This window comes from Streptomyces sp. NPDC054887, from assembly GCF_053610585.1.
This window is the reverse complement of record NZ_JBSGYQ010000075.1, coordinates 1-22,701: the sequence shown is the minus strand read 5'-3', so window position 1 is coordinate 22,701 and position 22,701 is coordinate 1. Positions and strand designations below refer to the sequence as shown.

Below are 22,701 nucleotides of genomic sequence, written 5' to 3'. Positions count from 1 at the left end.
CTCCGCGGTAATCGGGCGCCCCGGCGGCGCGCCGCCTGCGGCGATTGCGCTGCGCTCCACCCTTGACCGCCGAACCTCCGACGCAAGGCTTGAGGGGGGGGCGGCCCCCGGGGGGAGCCCACGGAACAGGCTCGGTGAGTGGCCGTACACCGTTGCCGGGCGGCGGGCCGGTGGGTGGGGCGCGGTCGGTTCTGGGGTGGTGCGGCCCCTGTCTCGGCGGGTGCGGCGACGGTTGTTGGTGCGACACCGGCATTCCGGGCGGAGGCGGTGCACCGGCCGGTGGGCGGCCGGGCGTCGGGGTGGCGTGCGGGTGGATGCGGACGGTGGCCGACGGCCGGTGGCCGGTGGGCGGGTGAGCGTGTGGGTGGTGGCCGGTGGGTGGGGGCTGACGCGGGATCAGGTGCGCAATTCGTGCTGGAGGGCGTAAGGGGTGTGGGGGGTGGGGCGTGAGCGGGAGTGGGGCGGGTCAAGTGTGGGGTTGGTCCCGGGACGGGGGGCGGGTCCCGGGCGATCCGCGTGGGGGGAGGCTACGGGAGGGTGCTCGGGCGGGGGGCGCGGGAGAGGTGCTCCAGGTAGTCGCGGCCTGCGGCGAGCATGCCGGGGAGGTCGGCTGCCTTCGGGTACCAGCGCTTCTCGTACTCCCAGCAGACCCACGCGTCGTCGTCCAGCAGGGCCACGCACTCGTCCAGTGGCAGGACTCCCGCGCCCAGCGCGAGCGGGGTCGTGTCGTCGGCCGATGCGATGTCCTTGACCTGCGTGTATCCGAGGTGCGGGGCCAGTACGGCGTGTGAGGCGGCCGGGGTCTCGCCGCCGAGCCAGGTGTGCATCACGTCCCACAGCGCGCCGACGTTCTTGTGCCCCACAGGTCCCAGGACGCGGGAGGCCGCCGCGCCCGTGCGGTGCGAGTCGTGCGTCTCCAGCAGGATGCGTACGCCCATGTCGGCGGCGGTCTCCGCCGCGAGCCCCAGGCGGCGGGCCGCCGCCGCGTCGGCCTCTTCCTGGGGCTGCTCGTCGCCGCCGCCGGGGAAGACCCGGACGTACGGCGCTCCCAGGTCGCGCGCCAGGGCCAGCAGACCGTGCAGCTCCTGGTGTACGGGCTCGTCGTCGCCGGGGGCCGCCACCTTCGCGTACCCCGCCACCGCCAGGATCCGGACGCCCGCGTCGTCGAAACGTTCGACCACGTCCGCGCGGCCCTCGATGCCCATGGCGGGGTGGACCGGCTCATCGGGGTGCGCGCGGAGCTCCACGCCGTCGTAGCCCGTCGAGTTCGCCAGCCGTACGACATCGCGCAGCGGCATGCCGGGCACCCCGAGGGTGGAGAAGGCGTACTTCACTGTGATGCTCCTTCCTGATGGGGAAGCCGCCGGTCCGGCCCGCCGGGTCCGTTTCGTACGAGCGGTGCGGCTTCTCGGTGATGCGCGTGGCAGTGGCGTGCCGACGACATCATTCGTCCACAGCACGACTTCCCGATAGCCCGTCGCGTAAGCGAGGCCGATCACCGTACGGACCAGCGGGCCGGTTACACGCACGCCGTCGTACCCCGGACGGCGGCGTACCGGCGCTTCCGGCGGGGCAGTACTCGCGCATGACAGCAGCAGACGCGATATGGCAGTTCGCAGACGACCGGGGACAGGTGTTGTCGGCCGCCCGGTGGCCCACGAGGATCGTCGCCTACATCCAGGCCGGAGCGACCCTCTGGGACCACGGTCTTCTTCCGCTGGGCATCTTCGGCTCGTACCACGACGGTGACGCGCCCGACCGCGCCAAGGCCGGTCATCTGCCGCTCGGGGAGGTCAGGTACTTCGGTGCGGGGGCCTCCTTCGACCCGGACCGTGTCCTGTCGTCGGGGGCGGACCTGGTCGTGGCCGTCAGCTACGGGGGCGGGCAGGTGTACGGGATCGAGGCGGACGCGGCGAAGTACGTGGAAGAGCGGGTGCCGGTCGTCGTGCTGGATGTCGGGCAGGGCCGTTCGCTCGACGAGATCCGGGGGCGCTTCGCCGCACTGGCGGCCTCCCTCGGCGGCGCGGAGCCGCCGGTCGCGCTGGACGCGCGGCGCGAGGACCTGCGTACGGCCGCGACGCGGGACGCACCCCGGGTACTGGCTCTCTCCCCGGCGGACGGCGGCCGGGTGCACCTCGCCCGCCCGGAGTCCTGGCCGGACCTGCGCGCCCTCGCCGGCCTGGGCGTACGGCTGGTGGAGCCGCCGGCCGGTGGCGGCGCGAACTGGTCCACGGTCACCTGGGAGGAAGCGGCCGCTCTGGCCCCGGAGGTGGTCCTGGCGGACAACCGCGCCAACGCGACCCACGTCGGCACGACGCACCTGCCCGCCACCCACGTGCTTCCCTGGAACCCCGAACTCCCCGCCAGCAGCGCGGCACACGCCCGCTTCTTCACCCAGATGACGAAGGCTCTGACGAGAGGGAAGTGAGCGCGGCGAGGCTGATGGGCGCCTGCCGCCCGCCGTCACCGGTTGCGGGATGTGGGGTGTGGGATGCGGATTGAGACCGGCGCCCGCCGACCGCATCCCGAGCGGCGGGTGCGTGGTCGCGTGGTCGCGTGACTGCGTTCGTCCCACTCAGGCGAGGGGGCGGGACGCGCAGGAGGTGGTGTTCGGGACGTAAAGCGTGATGTGTGGGCAGGGCGCGGGCGTCGTACAAAGGGCCCCGCTCGGCGCCTAAATCATGCAGTCCCGAACACCGCCCCCGGAGCGGCCCGCCCCCGCACGAGCGCGACGAGGCAAGCCAAGAAGGCCGCCACCCGCAGGCACCCGCACCCGCACGCCCACTCACCCCCGCCCAGCAGCCGGCGGCGCCCCCGTCGACCCCCGGACGGTGAGTTCCGCCGCCACCGGCGCGATGCCGCCCGGCGGCGCCTTCTCCAGGCCCAGCGCCAGGCGCCCCGCACGCGCCCCCGCCTCGTGCAGCGGCAGGCGTACGGTCGTCAGCGCCGGTACCGCGTCCGCCGAGAACGGGAGGTCGTCGAAGCCCGCCACCGACACGTCGTCCGGGATGCGCCGCCCCCGCTCCCGGAGCGCCGCGCACGCCCCGAGCGCCACCGTGTCGTTAGCCGCGACCACCGCCGTCAACGACGGTTCCCGCCGCAGGAGTTCCAGCGTCGCGTCGTACCCGGACCGGCGGTCGTACGGCCCGTGCACCGTCAGGGCGTCCACCGCCGCGCCCAGCCCGGCCGCGTCCATCGCCTCCCGGTGCCCCTCCAGCCGGTGGCGGGTGGTCGTACGCTCCACCGGCCCGGCGACGTAGCCGATCCGCCGGTGCCCGAGCGTCAGCAGGTGCTCGGTGAGGCGCCGCGCCCCGCCCCGGTTGTCGAAGGTCAGTGCCGCCGCCACGACCTCGCCGCCGTCCGGCGGCAGCGGCGGCCGGCCGCACAGAACGATCCGCGCCCCCGCGTCCGCCAGCTTGGCCAGCTTCGCCGCGACCGCGGCCGAGTGCTCGGGGTCCTCGATCGCGCCCCCGGTCAGGATCACCGCGGCGGCGCGCTGCCGCTGGAGCAGCGTCAGGTAGGTGAGTTCGCGCTCGGGCGATCCGCCCGTGTTGCAGACGATCGCGAGCTTCTCGCCGCCGGCCCGCCCCGCGCCGGCCCCCTCCGGCCCGCCTATCTGGGACTGGGCCGCCCCGGCCATGATCCCGAAGAAGGGGTCGGCGATGTCGTTGACCAGGATCCCCACGAGGTCCGAGGTGGCGGCGGCGAGCGCGCTCGCCGGCCCGTTCAGGACGTAGTCGAGATCGTCGACCGCGCGCAGGACCCGCTCCCGGGTGGCGGCGGCGACCGGGTAGTTGCCGTTCAGCACACGGGAGACGGTGGCAGGCGACACCTGGGCGCGGGCCGCCACGTCCGCCAAGGTCACTGTCATCTGGTCGTCCTCCGGGTCTTGTACGAGCCGCTGTCCGCAGGCTAGCTTCATAGCGTATAGAAAGCGCTTGCTACGGCCGTACGGAGGAACTTTCGTGACACGCAGGACCATGCGCATCGCCATGAACGGCGTCACGGGCCGGATGGGGTACCGCCAGCACCTCGTCCGCTCGGTGCTCGCCATCCGCGAGCAGGGCGGCCTGGACCTCGGCGACGGCACGGTGCTGTGGCCCGAGCCCGTCCTCGTGGGCCGCCGCGAGCACGCGCTCAGGGAGATCGCCGAACGGCACGGACTGAGCGAGTGGTCCACGGACCTCGACGCCGTGCTCGCCGACGAGACGGTCGACGTGTACTTCGACGCGCAGGTCACCTCGGCCCGCGAGGAGGCCATCAGGAAGGCGGTCGCCGCGGGCAAGCACGTCTACACGGAGAAGCCGTCGGCGACCGGTCTGGACGCCGCGCTCGGCCTGGCACGCCTCGCCCGCGACGCGGGCGTCAAGCACGGCGTCGTACAGGACAAGATCTTCCTGCCGGGCCTGCTCAAGCTGAAGCGCCTGATCGACGGCGGCTTCTTCGGCCGGATCCTCTCGGTGCGCGGCGAGTTCGGCTACTGGGTCTTCGAGGGCGACTGGCAGGAAGCGCAGCGGCCCTCCTGGAACTACCGCGCGGAGGACGGCGGCGGCATCGTCGTCGACATGTTCCCGCACTGGGAGTACGTGCTGCACGAGCTGTTCGGCCGCGTCACCGGCGTCCAGGCCCACGTCACGACGCACATCCCGCAGCGCTGGGACGAGCACGGGAAGCCGTACTCCGCCACCGCCGACGACGCGGCGTACGGCATCTTCCAGCTGGAGGGCGGCGCGGTGGCGCAGATCAACTCCTCCTGGGCGGTCCGCGTCAACCGCGAGGAGCTGGTCGAGTTCCAGGTGGACGGGACGCACGGCTCCGCGGTCGCCGGCCTGCGCAACTGCCGGACGCAGCACCGGTCCGCGACCCCCAAGCCGGTGTGGAACCCGGACCTCCCGGTCACGCACTCCTTCCGCGACCAGTGGCAGGAGGTGCCCGACAACGCGGACTTCGACAACGGGTTCAAGGCCCAGTGGGAGCTGTTCCTGCGGCACGTGGTGCTCGACGAGCCGTACACCTGGGACCTGCTCGCCGGAGCGCGCGGCGTCCAGCTCGCGGAGCTCGGGCTCAAGTCCTCGGCCGAGGGCCGCCGTTACGAGGTACCGGAGCTGTCGCTGTGACGATCAGACTCCCGCACGGCACGTACGAGCCCACGACCTCGCCCCTCGCCCTCGCTCCCGGCGGGGCTCCTCTCACCTCCCGCACGGTGTACTCGGCGGCGCACGTGGTGGCCGACTCGTTCGCCGACGTGTCGCCCGGGGGGCCCGCCGCGGTCGACTGGGACGCCACGCTCGCGTTCCGCCGCCACCTGTGGTCGCACGGCCTGGGCGTGGCGGAGGCGATGGACACGGCGCAGCGCGGCATGGGGCTCGACTGGTCCGGCGCGGCCGAGCTGATCCGCCGCTCGGCCGCCGAGGCGAAGGCGGTGGGCGGCTCCATCGCCTGCGGTGTCGGCACCGACCAACTGCCGCCGGGCGAGGCCACCCTGGCCGAGGTCGTGGCCGCGTACGAGGAGCAGCTCGCCCTGGTCGAGTCGACGGGCTCCCGGGCCGTCCTCATGGCGTCCCGGGCGCTGGCGGCCGCCGCCCGGGGCCCCGAGGACTACCTGACGGCGTACGGGCACCTGCTGCGCCAGGCGGCCGAGCCGGTGATCCTGCACTGGCTCGGCCCGATGTTCGACCCGGCGCTCGAAGGCTACTGGGGCAGCGCCGACCTGGACGCCGCCACGGAGACCTTCCTGGAGGTCATCGCCGCGCACCCCGACAAGGTCGACGGCATCAAGGTCTCCCTGCTCGACGCCCGGCGCGAGGTCGACCTGCGCCGGCGCCTGCCCCAGGGGGTGCGGTGCTACACGGGCGACGACTTCCACTATCCCGAGCTGATCGCCGGCGACGAACAGGGCTTCAGCCACGCCCTGCTCGGCATCTTCGATCCCCTGGGGCCGCTGGCGGCACACGCCGTACGCACGCTGGACACCGGTGACGAGAAGGGCTTCCGGGCCCTACTCGACCCGACGGTAGAACTGTCCCGCCACCTGTTCGCGCCGCCCACCCGTTTCTACAAGACGGGCGTGGTCCTCCTCGCCTGGCTGGCGGGCCACCAGGCGCACTTCACGATGGTCGGCGGCCTCCAGTCGGCCCGCTCGCTGCCGCACCTGGCCCGGGCGTACGAACTGGCCGACGGCCTGGGGCTGTTCCCGGACCCGCTCCTGGCCGAAGCCCGTATGAAGACCTTCCTCGCCCTGCACGGAGTGGACCAGTGACCGACGCCCTGTCCAGACTCAGCATCAACCAGGAGACCATCAAGCAGTGGTCGCTCCCCGAACTGGCCGAGGGGTGCGTCAAGGCGGGTGTTCCCGGGGTGGGGCTGTGGCGCGCGCCGGTGCAGGAGTACGGCGTCGAGCGCACCGCCCGACTGATGCGGGACGCGGGGCTGGCCGTCACCAGCCTGTGCCGGGGCGGGTTCCTCACGGGGGACGACCGGGCGCCGGCGCTGGCCGACAACCGGCGGGCCGTCGACGAGGCCGCCGCGCTCGGCACCGGGACGCTGGTCCTGGTCTCGGGCGGCCTGCCCCCCGGCAGCCGGGACCTGCACGGCGCGCGCGAGCGCATCGCGCAGGCGCTGGCCGAGCTGACGCCGTACGCCGCCGAGCGGGGCGTACGGCTGGCGATCGAACCGCTGCACCCGATGTTCGCCTCGGACCGCTGCGTGGTGTCGACCCTCGGCCAGGCCCTCGACCTGGCCGAGCGCTTCCCGGTGGAGCGGGTGGGCGTGGTCGTCGACACGTACCACCTGTGGTGGGACGACCGCCTCGCGGAGGGCATCGCCCGCGCGGGCAGCCGCATCGCCGCCTTCCAGCTCGCGGACTGGATCACACCGCTGCCCGCCGGTGTGCTGCTGGGCCGGGGGCAGCTGGGCGACGGAGTGGTCGACTTCCGCCGCTTCGGCGCACTGGTCGACGCGGCCGGCTACACCGGGCCCGTCGAGGTGGAGATCTTCAACGAGGAGCTGTGGGCCCGGGACGGCGCGGAGGTGCTGGCGGAGGTGGCCGACCGCTACGTCGCCCACGCCCTTCAGGCGTGACCGGAACGCTGCGTTCTTGATCACGCTTTGATCATCCGTGGGTGACTTGTGTCCTCGTCAAATAAATCCGTCTTCCCGTGCAACCGTTGCCCGGGTTCGCGGGTCCTACTTGGCATCAGGGCTTCTGGGTGGGGATCCGGGGGGATTTCAGGGAGGCCTGTACGGAGGGGGATCTGAGGGGCCCGGTCGACGGACCGGGCCTCCTTGGTTTTCCCCGCACGTGCCGCGCTGTCGGACCCTGGCGGTAGCGTCGGATCATGCCAAGTCCCACAGGTGTTCCCGCGCCCCCGGCGGTGATCGAGGGCGTCCTGGAGCGCATCACCTACGCCAACGAGGAGAACGGCTACACGGTCGCCCGCGTCGACACCGGCCGCGGCGGCGACCTCCTCACGGTCGTGGGCTCCCTGCTCGGCGCGCAGCCCGGCGAGTCGCTGCGCATGGAGGGACGCTGGGCCTCCCACGCGCAGTACGGCAGGCAGTTCACCGTGGAGAACTACACCACCGTGCTGCCCGCCACCATCCAGGGCATCCGCCGCTACCTGGGCTCCGGGCTGATCAAGGGCATCGGGCCGGTCATGGCGGACCGGATCACCACGCACTTCGGCGTCGACACCCTGGACGTCATCGAGACCGAGCCGAAGCGGCTGATCGAGGTGCCGGGGCTCGGCCCGAAGCGCACGAAGATGATCGCGGCGGCCTGGGAGGAGCAGAAGGCGATCAAGGAGGTGATGATCTTCCTCCAGGGGGTGGGCGTCTCGACCTCCATCGCGGTGCGGATCTACAAGAAGTACGGCGACGCCTCGATCTCCGTGGTCAGGAACGAGCCGTACCGGCTGGCCGCCGACGTCTGGGGCATCGGCTTCCTGACCGCCGACCGGATCGCCCAGTCCGTCGGCATCCCGCACGACAGCCCGGAGCGGGTGAAGGCGGGCCTCCAGTACGCGCTCTCGCAGTCCACCGACCAGGGCCACTGCTACCTCCCGGAGGAGCGGCTGATCAGCGACGCCGTGAAGCTGCTCCAGGTGGACACCGGCCTGGTGATCGACTGTCTGGCCGCCCTGGCGGACGAGGAGGGCGTCGTACGGGAGAAGGTGCCGCCGCCGGAAGGCGGCGAGGGGGACCCGGTCACCGCCGTCTACCTGGTCCCGTTCCACCGCGCCGAGGTGTCGCTGGCCGCGCAGACCCAGCGGCTCCTGCGCGCCCCGGAGGACCGGATGCCGGCCTTCCGGGACGTGGCCTGGGACAAGGCGCTGGCCTGGCTCGCGGGCCGTACGGGGGCCGAGCTGGCGCCCGAGCAGCAGGCGGCGGTGCGGCTGGCGCTGACCGAGAAGGTCGCCGTGCTGACCGGCGGCCCCGGCTGCGGCAAGTCGTTCACCGTCCGCTCCATCGTGGAGCTGGCCCGCGCCAAGAAGGCCAAGGTCGTGCTGGCGGCCCCCACCGGGCGCGCGGCCAAGCGCCTGGCCGAGCTGACCGGCGCCGAGGCGTCCACCGTGCACCGGCTGCTGGAGCTGAAGCCGGGCGGCGACGCGGCCTACGACCGGGACCGGCCGCTGGACGCCGACCTGGTCGTCGTCGACGAGGCGTCGATGCTCGACCTGCTGCTGGCCAACAAGCTCGTGAAGGCCGTCGCGCCCGGCGCGCACCTGCTGCTGGTGGGCGACGTCGACCAGTTGCCGTCCGTGGGCGCGGGGGAGGTGCTGCGCGACCTGCTGGCCGACGGGGGCCCGGTGCCCTCCGTACGGCTCACCCGGATCTTCCGCCAGGCCCAGCAGTCGGGCGTGGTGACGAACGCGCACCGCATCAACTCCGGGGTCCCTCCCCTCACCCAGGGGCTGCCGGACTTCTTCCTCTTCGCCGAGGACGAGACCGAGGACGCCGGGCGGGTCACCGTCGACGTGGCCGCCCGCCGCATCCCCGCGAAGTTCGGCCTCGACCCGAGGCGCGACGTGCAGGTGCTGGCCCCCATGCACCGCGGCCCGGCCGGCGCGGGCGCGCTCAACGGGCTGCTCCAGCAGGCCATCACCCCGGCGCGGCCCGGCCTTGCGGAGAAGAGGTTCGGCGGCCGGGTGTTCCGCGTCGGAGACAAGGTGACGCAGATTCGCAACAATTACGAGAAGGGGCAGAACGGGGTCTTCAACGGCACCGTGGGCGTGGTGACCTCGCTCGACCCGGACGAGCAGCGCCTGACGGTGCTGACCGACGAGGACGAGGAGGTTCCGTACGACTTCGACGAGCTGGACGAGCTGGCGCACGCGTACGCCGTCACGATCCACCGCTCGCAGGGCAGCGAGTATCCGGCCGTGGTGATCCCGGTCACCACCGGGGCGTGGATGATGCTCCAGCGCAATCTGCTCTACACGGCGGTGACCCGGGCCAAGAAGCTGGTGGTGCTGGTGGGCTCCCGCAAGGCCATCGGTCAGGCCGTTCGTACCGTTTCCGCAGGCCGGAGGTGTACGGCGCTGGATCACCGGCTCGCGGGGCGGATCGTGAGGAGCCACCCCGCCGCACAAACCGCCCCATAGGGGGACTGTTCATGGCAAACGTCTCGCTCGACTTCCAGAACCGGGGGTAAGGGGGCAGGATGAGCAGGTTGGCGGCACTGAGTGCCGCGAATGGGCCTAATGGCCGACCCCGAGTGCACTCTGCTGAGCCAAATGGGGGATGGTAGAGACAGTCAGGGCACCTCGAAGAAGAGGCACTACGTCGGTGAGGGATGACGTGAGCGACAACTCTGTAGTACTGCGGTACGGCGATGGCGAGTACACCTACCCGGTGATCGACAGCACCGTCGGCGACAAGGGCTTCGACATCGGGAAGCTCCGGGCTCAGACCGGTCTGGTGACTCTCGACAGCGGATACGGCAACACGGCCGCCTATAAATCCGCGATCACCTACCTCGACGGTGAGCAGGGCATTCTGCGCTACCGCGGATATCCCATCGAGCAGCTGGCCGAGCGCTCCACCTTCGTCGAGGTGGCGTACCTGCTGATCAACGGTGAGCTGCCCAAGGTCGACGAGCTCGCCGCCTTCCGCAATGAGATCACCCAGCACACGCTGCTGCACGAGGACGTCAAGCGGTTCTTCGACGGCTTCCCGCGCGACGCGCACCCGATGGCCATGCTGTCGTCGGTCGTCAGCGCGCTGTCGACGTTCTACCAGGACAGCCACAACCCGTTCGACGAGAAGCAGCGTCACCTTTCGACGATCCGCCTCCTCGCCAAGCTTCCGACCATCGCGGCGTACGCGTACAAGAAGTCGATCGGTCACCCGTTCGTCTACCCGAGCAACGACCTCGGGTACGTCGAGAACTTCCTGCGCATGACCTTCTCGGTGCCCGCGCAGGAGTACGTGCCGGACCCGGTCGTGGTCGCGGCGCTGGAGAAGCTCCTGATCCTGCACGCGGACCACGAGCAGAACTGTTCGACCTCTACCGTGCGTCTGGTCGGCTCCTCGCAGGCGAACATGTTCGCCTCGATCTCCGCCGGCATCAGCGCGCTGTGGGGCCCGCTGCACGGCGGCGCCAACCAGTCCGTCCTGGAGATGCTGGAAGGCATCCAGGCCGACGGCGGCGATGTCGACAACTTCATCCGCAAGGTGAAGAACAAGGAAGACGGCGTGAAGCTCATGGGCTTCGGGCACCGCGTCTACAAGAACTTCGACCCCCGGGCGAAGATCATCAAGGCCGCGGCGCACGACGTCCTCTCCGCCCTGGGCAAGGACGACGAGCTCCTCGACATCGCGCTCAAGCTGGAAGAGCACGCGCTGGCCGACGACTACTTCGTGCAGCGCAAGCTGTACCCGAACGTCGACTTCTACACCGGCCTGATCTACCGGGCCATGGGCTTCCCGACCGAGATGTTCACGGTACTCTTCGCGCTGGGCCGGCTGCCGGGCTGGATCGCCCAGTGGCACGAGATGATCAAGGAGCCGGGTTCCCGCATCGGCCGCCCGCGCCAGATCTACACGGGCGAGGTCCTGCGCGACTTCGTGCCGGTCGAAGGCCGCTGACACGCTTCAGCCTCACCGCGTCACCCGCTGAAAAGCGGAAAGCGCCCCGCCGCCGATCCCCCCACGGGTCGACGTTGCGGGGCGCTTCCCTTTCCCCGGAGCGGATTCCCCCCACGGGATCCGGCCGGGCGTCTGACGGGTGCGGCAGCACCACACGCGGTCCGCCGGGACGCGTACGTACGGGAGGGCCGCTCATAGCTCCCCGGTGCACGTGTCCCGGCCAACGCTTGCCCGGAATGTCCCCCAAGACATGTCCGCGAACGTCCCCCAAGACGTTCTTGGCATCGCCCACTTAGACTCGCGAGGCGGCCAAATGGTTACCCTCAAATCTCAGTGACTTGCGTCACCATGTGTGCGTCCTGTGAAGGTACGCAGCCGGAGGCTGTTTGTCACTACGAACACCGAGGAAAACGCCATGGCGAAGCCGGCGATCATGGGGTTGAGCAGCCCGGCTGCGGCCAGCGGCAGGGCGGCCACGTTGTAACCGAAGGCCCAGAACAGGTTGCCCTTGATGGTGCCCAGCGTCCGGCGCGACAACCGGATCGCGTCCGCGGCGACCCGGAGGTCCCCCCGTACGAGCGTCAGGTCGCCCGCCTCGATGGCGGCGTCCGCGCCCGTCCCCATCGCGAGTCCCAGATCCGCCGTGGCCAGCGCCGCGGCGTCGTTCACACCGTCACCGACCATGGCCACCGTGCGGCCCCCGGCCCGCAGCCGCCGCACCACGTCGGCCTTGTCCTCGGGCAGGACCTCGGCGTACACGTCGTCCGCGCCGATCCCGACCGCACGCGCCACCGACTCGGCCACCGCCCGGTTGTCGCCGGTCAGCAGCACCGGGGTGAGGCCCAGCTCGCGCAGCCGGGTCACCGCTTCGGCGCTGGTCTCCTTCACGGCGTCCGCGACGGCCAGTACGCCGCGCGCCGCGCCGTCCCAGGCGACCAGCACCGTCGTACGCCCCCCTGCCTCCCCGGCGGCCACGGCCTCGGCCAGTTCCCGCGGCAGCTCGCTCACGCCCGCCCCGGCGAGCAGCGCCCGACGGCCGACGAGCACCGTGTGGCCTTCGACGACGCCGCGCACCCCGAGTCCGGGGACGTTCTCGAACGTGTCGACGCCGGGCAGCGGCCCGGTCCGTTCGGTGGCTCCCGCTGCCACGGCCCGCGCGACCGGGTGCTCCGAGGCGTGCTCCAGCGCGCCCGCGAGGCGCAGCAGCAGCGCCTCGTCGGTGCCGGGAGCCGCGTGGACCTCCTGGAGCTCCATCCGCCCGGTCGTGACGGTCCCGGTCTTGTCCAGTACGACGGTGTCCACCCGGTGCGTGGACTCCAGCACCTCGGGGCCCTTGATCAGGATGCCGAGCTGGGCGCCGCGCCCCGTGCCGACCATGAGGGCGGTCGGCGTGGCCAGTCCCAGCGCGCACGGACACGCGATGATCAGTACGGCCACGGCCGCGGAGAAGGACGCGGCCGGGTCGTCAGTGAGGAGCAGCCAGGTCACCAGCGTGCCGAGGGCGAGGAGCAGCACGACCGGCACGAAGACGGCCGAGACGCGGTCGGCCAGGCGCTGGACCTGCGCCTTGCCGTTCTGCGCGTCCTCGACGAGGCGGGCCATGCGGGCGAGCCGGGTGTCGGCGCCGACGCGGGTCGCCTCGACGACGAGCCGGCCGTAGGTGTTCACGGTGGCGCCCGTGACGGCGTCCCCCGCGGTCACGTCCACCGGCACGGACTCGCCGGTCAGCATGGACGCGTCGACCGCCGAGGCCCCCTCGGTGACGGTCCCGTCGGTCGCGATCTTCTCGCCCGGCCGTACGACGAAGTGGTCCCCCACTCCGAGGGCGTCGACCGGCACGCGCACCTCCGTACCGCCGCGCAGGACGGTGACGTCCTTGGACCCCAGCTCCATCAGGGCGCGCAGTGCGGATCCGGCCGTCCGTTTGGCCTTCGCCTCCAGGTAGCGGCCGAGGAGGATGAACGTGACGACGCCCGCGGCGACTTCGAGGTAGACGGCCGAAGCGCCGTCGGTGCGCTGCGAGGCGGTGAACTCGAAACCGTGCCGCATGCCGGGCATGCCCGCGTGCCCGAAGAACAGGGCCCACAGCGACCAGGCGAACGCGGCGAGCGTGCCGACGGAGACGAGGGTGTCCATGGTGGCGGCGCCGTGCCGGAGGTTGGTCCAGGCGGCCCGGTGGAACGGCAGCCCGCCCCAGACGACGACCGGCGCGGCGAGTGTCAGGGAGAGCCACTGCCAGTTGTCGAACTGGAGCGGGGGGATCATCGCGAGCGCGACGACGGGGACGGCCAGCGCGAGCGAGACGAGGAGGCGCCCGCGCAGGGCGGCGAGCTCGGGGTCGTCCCCCGGCCCCGGCGCGGCCGGGGACCCGTCGGGCCGGGCGGCCGGGGGCGGCGCGGGTTCCTCGGCGGTGTAACCGGTCTTCTCGACGGTGGCGACGAGGTCCGCGACGCCCACCGTGCGGGTGTGGCTGATCCTCGCCTTCGCCGTCGCGTAGTTGACGGTGGCGTAGACGCCGTCCATCCGGTTGAGCTTCTTCTCGATGCGGGCGGCGCAGGAGGCGCAGGTCATGCCGCCGATGGAGAGCTCGACCTGGGTGGTGTCCACGGACGACGCCGGCGCCTCTTGCGCTGTGCTGGTCATCTTCTTGCTCCAGGAAACTGGCCGGGCCGTACGGGAGCCAGTATGAACTGGTCCGGTACGGCCCGGCCGGGAAAGGCGGTGCGGGTGGTACGGGCCCCGCGCGCGTCCGGGGGCCGCCGGGCCGCCCGGCGGCGTCAGGACCGGCCGACGAGCTCGTAACCGGCCTCGTCGACGGCGGCGCGTACGGCCTCCAGGTCCAGCGGCGCCTCGGAGACGACCGTCACCCGGCCGGTGGAGGCGACCGCCGTCACGGAGGTGACCCCGGGGATCTCCGAGATCTCGCCGCTGACGGCGCCCTCGCAGTGGCCGCAGGTCATCCCGCTCACCTCGTAGACGGCGGTGACGGCGCCCACTCGCACCTCGGCCGGGCCGTCGTGGCAGGAGCCGGACGGCGAGCAGCAGGAGCCGGTCGCGGTGGCGTCGGTCTTCGTCTCGGTCTCGGCGGTCATGTCGTTCTCCCTCTCGAAGGCGTGCACGGTCGTGGTGCTCCGGAAAGCCACGGGAACACCGTGACGTCCCAACACCTCCACACTATACCCCTAGGGGGTATTGAGCGAACGCCTCGCCGGGAGCGCCGGGCGCAGGCCGCCCGTGAACGCGACAAACCCCGGAACGGGAGGTTCCGGGGCTTGGGGGCCGGCCGGCGTGCACCCGTGCCGGCGGGTCGGGCAATGCTGGTGCGCCGTCTGTCCTCAGATGCCGCTGGTCTGCACCGAGACGAGGCCCGTGACCTGGGAGAGCGGGAGCGAGGCGGCGACGGACCCGGCGGCCCCGGCGACGTCGCCGACGCACACGGAGGCGCTGTGACCGGCAACGTCGGCGCCGGCGTGGGCCGTGCCGCCCGCGATGCCGTCCAGTGCGGCGTCGGAGAGCTCGCTGGTCTCGACCTCGGAGGTGAAGCTGTTGCGCATTACTCGCCCTTTCATTGGTGCCATGGGGTTCTCGGAGCGGATGCAATCACGCCCGGAAGTCGACCGGCAACTTACTCCAGGGTCTCCTTCCCGTGCACACTTCAGCCCCACAGAACCCCCCTGACGTGCAGCTTTGTCCTCACGGAATAGCATCGCAAATCCTTCTCGCGGCCTATCAGAAATGAGATGGCGCGAGATGTCTGCATCTTGGGTGCATCGCTGCACAGGTAAAGAGAAAACGGCATTTAACGGCGGGTCGGAGCTTCTCATTCCTTGCGGCCCCTGTTGCCGGGGCGGCGCGACACCCAGAGGCGGATGGTGTCCGGGCGCCAGTAGGGCTTGCCGCCCTCCACATGGTCGGGCGGGGGGAGAAGCCCGTGCTTGCGGTACGAGCGCACGGTGTCCGGCTGGACCCGGATGTGCGCGGCGATCTCCTTGTACGACCAGAGCCTGTGGTCAGTCATCTGTGGCACCTCCCTGCGTGCGCCTCAGCGGCGGCCGGGGGGCCGTCGGGGGAGCTGGGGCGCGAACGCTGGCGATCACTCAGCCTGTGTCCGTTGAACGACGCAGAGTGATGGACGGGGAGGGGCTGTCGTACGGCTGTGACGGAAGACCCGCGTAATGGAGACATGTGTGACAGGAGTTCAACGAATGTGACGGTGCGGCGGGTGAGGGGCGGCCGGTCGCAACCGGCCGGCTCCCCCGCGATGGACGGCGCGCGTCACACGCCGCAGGAGCGCAGGAAGCGCCGCGTGCGCCGTGCGATGGGCAGGGGCTGGTCCGCGGGGCACGGGTACATGTCCTGCTCGACGATCGCGAACAGGTCGACGTCCAGCCGCCGCGCCGCCGCCAGTACGGGCTCCAGTTCCGGCACGCCGGCCGGCGGCTCGCACATCACACCCCGCCCGACGGCGGGCCCGAACGGCACTTCCCGCGCGACGACTTCGGCCAGCACCCGGGGATCCACCTGCTTGAGGTGGAGGTAGCCGATGCGCTCCCCGTACGTCTCGATCAGCTTGACGCTGTCCCCGCCGCAGTACGCGTAGTGGCCGGTGTCGAGGCAGAGCGAGACCAGGGAGGAGTCGGTCGCGTCCAGGAAGCGGGTGACGTTCTCCTCGCTGTCGATGTGGGTGTCCGCGTGCGGATGGACGACGATCTTCAGCCCGTACCGCTCCCGCACCTCGCGCCCGAGGCGCTCGGTCTGCCGGGCGAGCGTGCGCCACTGGCCGGGCGTCAGCGTGCGCTCCTCCAGCACCTCGCCGGTCTTGTCGTCCCGCCAGAAGGAGGGGATGACGACCAGGTGCTCCGCGCCCATGGCCCGGGTCAGCCCGGCGACGTCCGCGACGTGCCGCCAGGTGGCGTCCCAGACCTCGGGCCCCCGGTGCAGGCCGGTGAAGACCGTGCCCGCCGAGACCGACAGACCCCGGCGGCGCGTCTCGTCGGCGAGCCGGGCGGGGTCCGTCGGGAGATAGCCGTACGGACCCAGCTCGATCCAGGGGTAACCGGCCTCCGCGACCTCGTCGAGGAAGCGCTCCCAGGGCACCTGGAGCGGGTCGTCGGGGAACCAGACCCCCCACGAGTCGGGGGCGGAACCCACCCGGATGCGGTGCGGTGCGGCTGCGGGAGAGGTCATGTACGCCAGCCTTCCGGCCGTCCGCGAAACGTGTCAAGGGTTCGTCCGAATGTAAGGACAATGTGTTGACAGGGTCCGGCGGGGCCCACTAGACCTGAGGGCAGCCGCCGGACCGGAGGGACGCGCATGCCGCCCAACTCGTACGAGCCGTACGACCTGATCGCGATGGGCCGGATCGGGGTGGACCTCTACCCCCTGCGGCCCGGTGTCCCGCTGGCGCGGGTCGACACGTTCGGCAGGTTCCTCGGCGGCTCGGCGGCCAACGTGGCGGTCGCGGCGGCCCGGCTCGGCCGGCGCGCGGCCCTCGTCACCCGCACCGGGAACGACCCGTTCGGCGACTACCTCCACGAGCAGTTGCGGGAGTTCGGCGTCGACGACCGCTGGGTGACCGGGGTCCCCGGCCTGCCGACCCCCGTGACGTTCTGCGAGATCTTCCCGCCCGACGACTTCCCGCTCTACTTCTACCGGCAGCCGAAGGCACCCGATCTCGAACTGCAGGCCGAGGAGTTGGACCTGGACGCCATCAGGTCGGCGCGCATCTTCTGGATGACGGGCACGGGACTGTGCGAGGAGCCGAGCCGCTCGGCGACCCTGGCGGCACTCGGGGCGCGCACCGGGAGCGCGGCGGCCGGGGGAGGCGCGGCGGGCCGCGTCACGGTCTTCGACCTCGACTGGCGGCCCGTGTTCTGGGGCGGCGCGGCCCCGCGGCAGGCCGCCGCCCGCCCGTACTACGCCGAGGCCCTGCGCCACGCCACCGTAGCCGTCGGCAACCTCGACGAGTGCGAAGTCGCCACGGGTGAGCGGGAACCGCACGCCGCCGCCCGCGCCCTGCTCGCCGCCGGTGTGCGACTCGCCGTCGTCAAACAGGGTCCCAAGGGCGTGCTGGCGATGGACCGCGACGGCACCACGGCCGAAGTGCCGCCCGTACCCGTCGAGGTGCTCAACGGCCTCGGCGCCGGCGACGCCTTCGGCGGGGCCCTGTGCCACGGGCTGCTCGCGGGCTGGGACCTGGAGCGCACCATGCGGTACGCCAACGCCGCCGGCGCCGTCGTCGCCTCCCGGCTCGCCTGCTCGTCCGCCATGCCGTACCCGGCGGAGGTCGAACAGGTCCTGGCGGGCGGCCCCGTACCGGCGGAGCCCACGCCGTGACCAGCGGCCTGCGGATCTGTGACCTGGTACGGGTACGGACCCACCACCCGGAGGCGATCGACGAGGCCGCCGCCCGCCGCCCCCGCCGGCCGCTGCTCGGCGCGGGCGGGCGGCTGATGATCGTCGCGGCCGACCACCCGGCCCGCGGCGCGCTCCGCGTCGGCGACCGCGAACTCGCCATGGCCGGCCGCCCGGACCTGCTGGAACGGCTGTGCCTGGCGCTGTCCCGCCCCGGCGTCGACGGCGTCCTGGCCGCCGCCGACATCCTCGACGACCTGCTCCTGCTCGGCGCCCTCGACGGCAAGGTCGTCATCGGCTCCATGAACCGCGGCGGCCTGGCCGGCGCCGCCTTCGAACTCGACGACCGCTTCACCGGCCCCCGCGCCCAGGACCTGGAGCGCCGCGGCTTCGACGCGGGCAAGCTGCTCCTGCGCATCGACTACGACGACGCCGGATCGCTCGACACCCTCCACGCGAGCGCCCGCACCATCGACGCGATGGCCGAGCGGCGGCTGCCGGTCTTCGTCGAGCCGTTCATCTCCCGCCGCGTGGCCGGCGAGGTCCGCAACGACCTGAGCGCCGGGGCCGTCACCCGCTCCATCGCCATCGCCTCCGGTCTCGCGGGCACCTCGGCGTACACCTGGCTGAAGGTCCCCGTGACGGACGACCCCGACGACATGGCGCGGGTCATGGAGACCTCGACCCTCCCCGCGGTGCTGCTGGGCGGCGAGGTCGGCGCCGACCAGGACGCGGCGTACGAGAAGTGGCGCACGGCGCTGCGGCTGCCGACCGTCCAGGGCCTGGTCGTCGGCCGGTCGCTGCTCTATCCGGCCGACGGGGACGTGGCGGGCGCGGTCGACACGGCCGTGGGGCTTCTGCGGCGCGGGGCCGGGGGGTAGGGAGAAGGCATGACGGACAACGACACGCACGTCCTGCGGGCGGGAGCCGCCGCGCGGGGGCCGTACGTCCTGGACATCGACCCGAAGCGGGCCGGCTGGAGCCGTTCGAGCCTGCGCGTGCTGGAACTGCCGCCCGGCGGCTCCCACCTGCTCGCCGCCGGGGACAGCGAGTGGATCGTGCTGCCGCTGAACGGCGGCTGTACGGTGCGGGTGGAGGGCGAGAGCTTCGAACTGCGGGGCCGGGACAGCGTGTTCGCGTCCGTGACCGACTTCGTCTACGTGCCCCGCGACGCCCACGCCCAGATCTCCTCCGGCGCGGGAGGCCGCTTCGCTTTGGCAGGAGCGAGGTGCGAGCGACGACTCCCCGCCCGCTACGGCCCCGCGCCGGAGGTCCCCGTGGAGCTGCGCGGCGCCGGGGCCTGCTCGCGCCAGGTCAACAACTTCGCCGCGGCCCCCGCCGCGGGGGAAGCGGCGGACGGCGGGTTCCCGTGCGACCGGCTCATCGCGGTCGAGGTCCTCACCCCCGGCGGCAACTGGTCCTCGTACCCGCCCCACAAGCACGACGAGCACCACCCGGGCGTCGAGTGCGAGCTGGAGGAGATCTACTACTTCGAGGTCGAGGGGGACGGCCTCGGCTACCACCGCGTGTCGCCGTCCCGCCCCGGCGGCACCGACGTCCTCGCCGAGGTCCACACCGGTGACGCCGTCCTCATCCCCGACGGCTGGCACGGCCCGTCCATCGCCGCGCCCGGCCGCACCCTCTACTACCTGAACGTCATGGCGGGCCCGGGCGAGGTGCGCCAGTGGCTGATCCGCGACCACCCCGAACACGGCTGGATCCGCGACACCTGGCCGTCCCAGCCCGTGGACCCCCGCCTGCCGTTGTACGGACCCGAGGAGCCGGAACAGTGACCACCCGCCGACTGACCACCGCCCAGGCCCTGGTCGCCTTCCTCGCCCGCCAGTACACCGAGCGCGACGGCGTCCGCCACCGCCTGATCGCCGGCACCTGGGGGATCTTCGGCCACGGCAACGTGGCGGGCATCGGCCAGGCGCTCCTGGAACCCGGCTCGGACGACATGCCGTACTTCCAGGGCCGCAACGAGCAGGCCATGGTGCACGCCGCCGTCGGCTTCGCCCGCCAGAGCGACCGCCTCTCCACGCACGCCGTCACGACGTCCATCGGCCCCGGGGCCACCAACCTCGTCACGGGCGCCGCCCTCGCGACCGTCAACCACCTTCCGGTCCTCCTGCTGCCCGGCGACACCTTCGCCACCCGGCCCGCCGACCCCGTGCTCCAGCAGCTGGAGACGCCGTACGCCGGTGACGTGTCCGTCAACGACTGCCTGCGCCCGGTGTCCCGCTGGTTCGACCGCGTCAACCGCCCCGAGGCCCTGATCCCGGCCGCGCTCGCCGCCGTACGGGTCCTCACCGATCCCGCGCAGACCGGCGCGGTGACGCTCGCGCTGCCGCAGGACGTGCAGGCCGAGGCGTACGACTGGCCGCGGGAGTTCTTCGCCGAGCGCGTCTGGCCGATCCGGGCGCCCGAGCCGGACCGAGACGAACTCGCCGAAGCCGCCGCCGCGTTCCGGGCCGCCCGCCGCCCCCTGCTGATCGCCGGCGGCGGCGTCCACCACAGCGGCGCCGAGGAGGCCCTGGAGGAGTTCGCCCGGGCCACCGGCACCCCGGTCGCCTCCACTCAGGCGGGCAAGGGCTCCCTCCCTTACGACCACCCGGCGGACGTCGGCGGCGTCGGCCACACGGGCACCGCCACCGCCGACGGACTCGCCCGGACGGCGGACCTGGTGATCGGCGTCGGCACCCGCTACTCCGACTTCACCACCGCCTCCGCGACCCTCTTCCAGAACCCGGACGTCCGCTTCGTCAACCTCAACATCACCGGATTCGACGCCCACAAGATGGGCGCCCGCCAGGTGGTCGGCGACGCCCGCGCCGCCCTGCGTGCCCTCACCGGCGCCGTGGCCGGCCACCGCGTCCCCGACGCCTACGTCGGCGAGTACCGCGAGGCCAAGGCGCGCTGGGAGCACCGCGTCACCGCCGCGTACGCCGCGCCCGACGGGGACGCGCGGCCCACCCAGGTCCAGGTCCTCGGCGTGCTCGACAGCCTCGCCGGCCCCGACGACATCCTCGTCAACGCGGCCGGCTCCCTGCCCGGCGACCTCCACAAGCTGTGGCGCTGCCGCTCGCGCGACCAGTACCACGTCGAGTACGGATACTCCTGCATGGGCTACGAGATCCCCGCCGCCATCGGCGTGCAGCTCGCCGCCCCCGGCCGGCCGGTGTGGGCGCTCGTCGGCGACGGTACGTACCTGATGAATCCCACCGAGATCGTCACCGCAGTGCAGGAGCGCCTCCCCATCAAGGTGGTCGTCCTCCAGAACCACGGATACGCCTCGATCGGCGGCCTCTCCGAGTCCGTGGGCGCCGAGCGCTTCGGCACGGCGTACCGCTTCCGGTCGCCCGACGGCACGTACACCGGCGCGCCGCTGCCGGTCGACCTGGCCGCCAACGCCGGTTCCCTCGGCATGCGGGTCATCCGCGCCCACACCGTGCGTGACCTGCGGGAAGCTCTTACCCAGGCGCGCCGGTCCGACCGCCCCACATGTGTCTACGTCGAGACGCGAACGCCCGACACAGTGTCGGGCGCGCCGGCCGCCCAGGCGTGGTGGGATGTTCCCGTGGCCGAGACCGCGACCCGCCCGTCGACGGTCAAGGCCCGGGAGGAGTACGACCGTCAAGCCGCTGCGCGACGCCGCCATCTCTGACCGCCCCCGCTGCACTACAAGGAGTAACTGGGATGAAGACCGTCAACCACTTCATCGGCGGCAAGACCGTCGAGGGCGCGTCGGGGAACTGGGGCCCGGTCACCGACCCGGCCACCGGTGAAGTGACCACGCAGGTCGCGCTCGCCTCCGCCGAGGAGGTCGACGCCGCCGTCGCGTCGGCGAAGGCCGCGTACGCGACGTGGGGCACGTCCTCCCTGGCCGCGCGCACCGCGGTCCTGTTCCGCTACCGCGCGCTGCTCGACGCCCACCGCGACGAGATCGCCGCGCTGATCACCGCCGAGCACGGCAAGGTGCACTCGGACGCGCTGGGCGAGGTCGCGCGCGGTCTGGAGATCGTCGAGCTGGCGTGCGGCATCACGACGCAGCTCAAGGGCGAGCTGTCCACGCAGGTGTCCAACCGGGTGGACGTGTCCTCGATCCGCCAGCCGGTCGGCGTCGTCGCGGGCATCACGCCGTTCAACTTCCCGGCCATGGTGCCGATGTGGATGTTCCCGCTGGCCATCGCCTGCGGCAACACGTTCGTGCTGAAGCCGAGCGAGAAGGACCCGTCCCCCTCGGTCCGGCTCGCCGAGCTGGCCTCCGAGGCCGGGCTGCCCGACGGCGTGCTGAACGTCCTGCACGGCGACAAGGTCGCGGTCGACGGCCTGCTGAACCACCCGGACGTCGCGGCGATCTCCTTCGTCGGCTCCACCCCGATCGCCCGCTACATCCACCAGACCGCCTCCGCCAACGGCAAGCGCGTCCAGGCGCTCGGCGGCGCGAAGAACCACATGCTGGTCCTGCCGGACGCCGACCTCGACGCGGCCGCCGACGCGGCGGTCTCGGCGGCGTACGGCTCGGCGGGCGAGCGCTGCATGGCGATCTCCGCGGTGGTCGCGGTCGGCGCGGTCGGCGACGAGCTGGTCGACAAGATCCGCGAGCGGGCCGAGAAGATCAAGATCGGCCCCGGCAACGACCCGGCGTCCGAGATGGGCCCGCTGATCACCGCCGCCCACCGCGACAAGGTCGCCTCGTACGTCACGGGCGCGGCAGCGCAGGGCGCGAAGGTCGTGCTGGACGGCACGGGCCACACGGTCGAGGGCTTCGAGAACGGCCACTGGATCGGCCTTTCGCTGCTGGACGAGGTCTCCACGGACTCCGACGCCTACCGCGACGAGATCTTCGGCCCGGTGCTGTGCGTGCTGCGCGTCGACACGTACGAGGAGGGCGTCGCCCTCATGAACGCGTCGCCGTTCGGCAACGGCACCGCGATCTTCACCCGCGACGGCGGCGCCGCCCGCCGCTTCCAGCTGGAGATCGAGGCCGGCATGGTCGGCGTCAACGTGCCGATCCCGGTGCCGGTCGGCTACCACTCCTTCGGTGGCTGGAAGGACTCGCTCTTCGGCGACCACCACATCTACGGCAACGACGGCATCCACTTCTACACCCGCGGCAAGGTCACCACGACCCGCTGGCCCGACCCGGCGGACGCCCCGGCAGGCGTCGACCTGGGCTTCCCCCGCAACCACTGAGCACCACGACCGGGGCCCGCGCCCCGGTCGGGTCACCGCGACAGGGCCCCGCGCCCGGCC

The 22,701-nt window shown here is 72.4% G+C and carries 18 protein-coding genes; 11 read left to right on the top strand and 7 right to left on the bottom strand.

The window, feature by feature from the left end; translation table 11 throughout:
• Positions 1 to 527: 527 nt before the first annotated feature.
• Positions 528 to 1,334: a sugar phosphate isomerase/epimerase family protein gene (locus ACWGH0_RS30010; RefSeq protein WP_453407405.1), complete on the bottom strand. Its 807-nt coding sequence runs from the start codon at positions 1,332 to 1,334 to the stop codon at positions 528 to 530.
• Positions 1,335 to 1,585: 251 nt separating this feature from the next.
• Here ACWGH0_RS30010 and ACWGH0_RS30005 point away from each other — a divergent pair, with 251 nt between their 5' ends.
• On the top strand, positions 1,586 to 2,428 hold the full coding sequence (locus ACWGH0_RS30005) for an ABC transporter substrate-binding protein (protein ID WP_453407404.1): 843 nt from the start codon (positions 1,586 to 1,588) through the stop codon (positions 2,426 to 2,428).
• A 357-nt stretch (positions 2,429 to 2,785) separates the two neighbouring features.
• Here the strand turns inward: ACWGH0_RS30005 and ACWGH0_RS30000 are convergent, their stop codons facing one another.
• Positions 2,786 to 3,871, bottom strand: coding sequence for a LacI family DNA-binding transcriptional regulator (locus ACWGH0_RS30000; protein ID WP_453407403.1), 1,086 nt, complete (start codon positions 3,869 to 3,871; stop codon positions 2,786 to 2,788).
• Positions 3,872 to 3,965: 94 nt separating this feature from the next.
• Between ACWGH0_RS30000 and ACWGH0_RS29995 the strand changes: the two genes are divergently transcribed.
• From ACWGH0_RS29995 to ACWGH0_RS29975, 5 genes are all read left to right on the top strand, one after another.
• Positions 3,966 to 5,117: a Gfo/Idh/MocA family protein gene (locus ACWGH0_RS29995; protein WP_453407402.1), complete on the top strand. Its 1,152-nt coding sequence runs from the start codon at positions 3,966 to 3,968 to the stop codon at positions 5,115 to 5,117.
• Complete coding sequence (locus ACWGH0_RS29990) at positions 5,114 to 6,259, top strand: dihydrodipicolinate synthase family protein (protein WP_453407401.1); 1,146 nt, start codon at positions 5,114 to 5,116, stop codon at positions 6,257 to 6,259. The genes ACWGH0_RS29995 and ACWGH0_RS29990 overlap by 4 nt, the downstream gene beginning before the upstream one ends.
• Positions 6,256 to 7,080 carry a sugar phosphate isomerase/epimerase family protein gene (locus ACWGH0_RS29985; RefSeq protein WP_453407400.1) on the top strand — a complete coding sequence of 275 codons (825 nt, stop codon included), beginning with the start codon at positions 6,256 to 6,258 and terminating at the stop codon, positions 7,078 to 7,080. Before ACWGH0_RS29990 ends, ACWGH0_RS29985 begins: the two co-directional genes overlap by 4 nt.
• Before the next feature lie 257 nt (positions 7,081 to 7,337).
• Positions 7,338 to 9,602 carry an SF1B family DNA helicase RecD2 gene (gene recD2 / locus ACWGH0_RS29980; protein WP_453407399.1) on the top strand — a complete coding sequence of 755 codons (2,265 nt, stop codon included), beginning with the start codon at positions 7,338 to 7,340 and terminating at the stop codon, positions 9,600 to 9,602.
• Positions 9,603 to 9,798: 196 nt separating this feature from the next.
• Positions 9,799 to 11,088 (top strand): citrate synthase, encoded by a 1,290-nt coding sequence (locus ACWGH0_RS29975; protein ID WP_069928695.1) that lies wholly within the window; start codon positions 9,799 to 9,801, stop codon positions 11,086 to 11,088.
• A 330-nt stretch (positions 11,089 to 11,418) separates the two neighbouring features.
• Here ACWGH0_RS29975 and ACWGH0_RS29970 read toward each other — a convergent pair whose 3' ends face one another.
• The 5 genes from ACWGH0_RS29970 to ACWGH0_RS29950 form a co-directional block, all read right to left on the bottom strand.
• Positions 11,419 to 13,731 carry a heavy metal translocating P-type ATPase gene (locus ACWGH0_RS29970; protein WP_453407398.1) on the bottom strand — a complete coding sequence of 771 codons (2,313 nt, stop codon included), beginning with the start codon at positions 13,729 to 13,731 and terminating at the stop codon, positions 11,419 to 11,421.
• A 134-nt stretch (positions 13,732 to 13,865) separates the two neighbouring features.
• Positions 13,866 to 14,180, bottom strand: a complete 315-nt coding sequence (locus tag ACWGH0_RS29965; RefSeq protein WP_453407413.1) for a heavy-metal-associated domain-containing protein — start codon at positions 14,178 to 14,180, stop codon at positions 13,866 to 13,868.
• A 243-nt stretch (positions 14,181 to 14,423) separates the two neighbouring features.
• The gene (locus ACWGH0_RS29960; protein WP_453407397.1) at positions 14,424 to 14,642 is read right to left on the bottom strand and encodes a hypothetical protein; all 219 of its coding nucleotides are present in this window, start codon (positions 14,640 to 14,642) and stop codon (positions 14,424 to 14,426) included.
• 266 nt (positions 14,643 to 14,908) lie between these two features.
• The gene (locus ACWGH0_RS29955; RefSeq protein WP_453407396.1) at positions 14,909 to 15,106 is read right to left on the bottom strand and encodes a helix-turn-helix transcriptional regulator; all 198 of its coding nucleotides are present in this window, start codon (positions 15,104 to 15,106) and stop codon (positions 14,909 to 14,911) included.
• Positions 15,107 to 15,363: 257 nt separating this feature from the next.
• On the bottom strand, positions 15,364 to 16,275 hold the full coding sequence (locus tag ACWGH0_RS29950) for a sugar phosphate isomerase/epimerase family protein (protein ID WP_453407395.1): 912 nt from the start codon (positions 16,273 to 16,275) through the stop codon (positions 15,364 to 15,366).
• Between the two features lie 126 nt (positions 16,276 to 16,401).
• Here ACWGH0_RS29950 and iolC point away from each other — a divergent pair, with 126 nt between their 5' ends.
• From iolC to ACWGH0_RS29925, 5 genes are read left to right on the top strand one after another with little or no spacing between them, the layout of a single operon-like run.
• Positions 16,402 to 17,424 (top strand): 5-dehydro-2-deoxygluconokinase, encoded by a 1,023-nt coding sequence (iolC, locus tag ACWGH0_RS29945; protein WP_453407394.1) that lies wholly within the window; start codon positions 16,402 to 16,404, stop codon positions 17,422 to 17,424.
• 14 nt (positions 17,425 to 17,438) lie between these two features.
• Positions 17,439 to 18,323 (top strand): Cgl0159 family (beta/alpha)8-fold protein, encoded by an 885-nt coding sequence (locus ACWGH0_RS29940; RefSeq protein ID WP_453407412.1) that lies wholly within the window; start codon positions 17,439 to 17,441, stop codon positions 18,321 to 18,323.
• 9 nt (positions 18,324 to 18,332) lie between these two features.
• Positions 18,333 to 19,235, top strand: coding sequence for a 5-deoxy-glucuronate isomerase (gene iolB / locus ACWGH0_RS29935; protein WP_453407393.1), 903 nt, complete (start codon positions 18,333 to 18,335; stop codon positions 19,233 to 19,235).
• Entirely contained in the window at positions 19,232 to 21,109 is a 1,878-nt protein-coding gene (iolD, locus tag ACWGH0_RS29930; RefSeq protein WP_453407392.1) for a 3D-(3,5/4)-trihydroxycyclohexane-1,2-dione acylhydrolase (decyclizing), read from the top strand. The genes iolB and iolD overlap by 4 nt, the downstream gene beginning before the upstream one ends.
• 32 nt (positions 21,110 to 21,141) lie before the next feature.
• A complete protein-coding gene (locus ACWGH0_RS29925) occupies positions 21,142 to 22,641 on the top strand; it encodes a CoA-acylating methylmalonate-semialdehyde dehydrogenase (RefSeq protein WP_453407391.1) in 1,500 nt (499 codons plus the stop codon).
• The last annotated feature ends 60 nt before the right edge of the window (positions 22,642 to 22,701 follow it).